This window comes from Paenibacillus sp. Y568 (genome assembly GCF_059445545.1).
The window spans coordinates 1-1,607 of record NZ_JCAIUM010000051.1 but is presented as its reverse complement, the minus strand read 5'-3'; the positions used below and the strand labels follow the sequence as shown (position 1 = coordinate 1,607).

At 37.2% G+C, this 1,607-nt stretch carries 2 protein-coding genes; both read right to left on the bottom strand.

The genetic code is table 11. The features are described from left to right. Positions 1-288 precede the first annotated feature (288 nt). Entirely contained in the window at positions 289-831 is a 543-nt protein-coding gene (locus AC1D7X_RS25715; protein ID WP_495476430.1) for a hypothetical protein, read from the bottom strand. A gap of 290 nt (positions 832-1,121) precedes the next feature. Then, positions 1,122-1,436, bottom strand: coding sequence for a hypothetical protein (locus AC1D7X_RS25710; RefSeq protein WP_495455705.1), 315 nt, complete (start codon positions 1,434-1,436; stop codon positions 1,122-1,124). Positions 1,437-1,607: the final 171 nt, after the last annotated feature.

The window sequence follows — 1,607 nt, the reverse complement described above, 5'->3', positions numbered from 1 at the left end:
TTTAGATCTTTTACTTCTATTCTAATGCCTTACCTTCTGTCCATTATTTCTTCCTGCATTTCACTATCATGAATTTTTTGATGCCCTTAATACATCTTTAACCCAGATATTTCAGGTAACGTTGGCGCATTCCTGACGTTCAAGCGGCTTAAGTGACCGTAGGGAACGGGTCGTCAGACTTAGCCGGTTGGATGTGTCGCCTGATTCCACTTCTCCGAAATCCCTCTTGGCGACCGAGGAGCGAACGCGACGATGTAGGAATGTAATGTTAGATGATGTCTTCGACCCTCAGTCCAACTTACAAAGTTTCTTTATAACCTCTTCATCCCATATTTGCACTTCAATATATCTTTCTGGCCCCTTGTCACCATTCTTATTCCATACTTGAGGCATTCCAAACTCTTTGATTATTTCTACTATTTCTTTCTTTGTATATACTTGCTTACGATAAGGCTTCTCGTCTTGATACCTCATTGTAGGAAACAAATCCCCATATGTAAAACTAATTAATTCTTGAGAAATATCATTCCAATCAATCGTTATATTACTAGGTTTTTTATACCATGTGGCAAGCCAATCACAGGGTCCTAAAGTCATATAATGAGGAAAATTATTTATGGGCTTTCCCCCTTTACTAATAAATGCTTCTCGTGCAAGGCGTTCAAGATCCCTTCTCACAAATAGATAGTCTTCAGCTCTTTGACTTGCAAATATTTCTCCCACTTCTCTTATTTGTTTGGATATTTCTATTGCATCATCCATCGACAGCTTTGAGAGATTTCTGAAAGGTCCTAAATTAGTCTCAAAATAGTGGTACATAGTATATGTCATTGGTATATTCCTTTGGTTCTATATATTTTCGAAGATTTCATCTAACGTTTCCGCATTACCGACGTCCAAACGGCTTAAAGACCGTAGGTCTGGGTGGTCCTGCCACTTAGCCGGTTGGATGTGTCACCTGAATTAACTTCAATGAATATTCCTCTTGGTGACCAAGGGAGCATAGCGACCACTGTGGTAATGCAATGTTAGGTGATGTACCATGGCATCTTTGATTTACTTATACATTTTTTTAAGTAGTTAGGCTCTTTAGAGAATTAATATACGGTGTTAAAAAATTATTATTTATTTTCTTCATAAATGATCCATTCAAATAATTCTTTGTAATTAGTAGTATTGGGAAAATTATTGTTTAAATAATTAATTTGATTCCAAAATTCCTCTTCATTAAAAGTAACAAGATTATCAATCATTGAAAGTGCTAGATTATGATGAACGTTGGCTAATTGAAATATTTCTTTACCTGCTTGAACTACATTAACCATACTTTCTGGAAGCTCATCGCTCCCCCATGCTAAATGTCCAGATATTACTCTGATATCAATAAGCGCCTGATATAATAAGGTCTTATAAGCTTTTATTTTCACATCATCCATGAGATACTCCTTCAAAAAGATCGTTATATGTTTTCATGGTATTTCACCTAACGTTTGGCATTCCTGACGTTCAAGCAGCTTAAGGACCGTAGGTCCGGGTCGTCAGACTTAGCTGGTTGAATGTATCGCCTGAATATACTTCTCGTAAATCCCCCTGAGCGATCAAGGGCG

What these genes read in the sequence shown, in the direction of transcription:
- AC1D7X_RS25715 (WP_495476430.1), bottom strand. Translation starts at nt 831, where the DNA reads ATGACATATACTATGTACCACTATTTTGAGACTAATTTAGGACCTTTC.
- AC1D7X_RS25710 (WP_495455705.1), bottom strand. Translation starts at nt 1,436, where the DNA reads ATGGATGATGTGAAAATAAAAGCTTATAAGACCTTATTATATCAGGCG.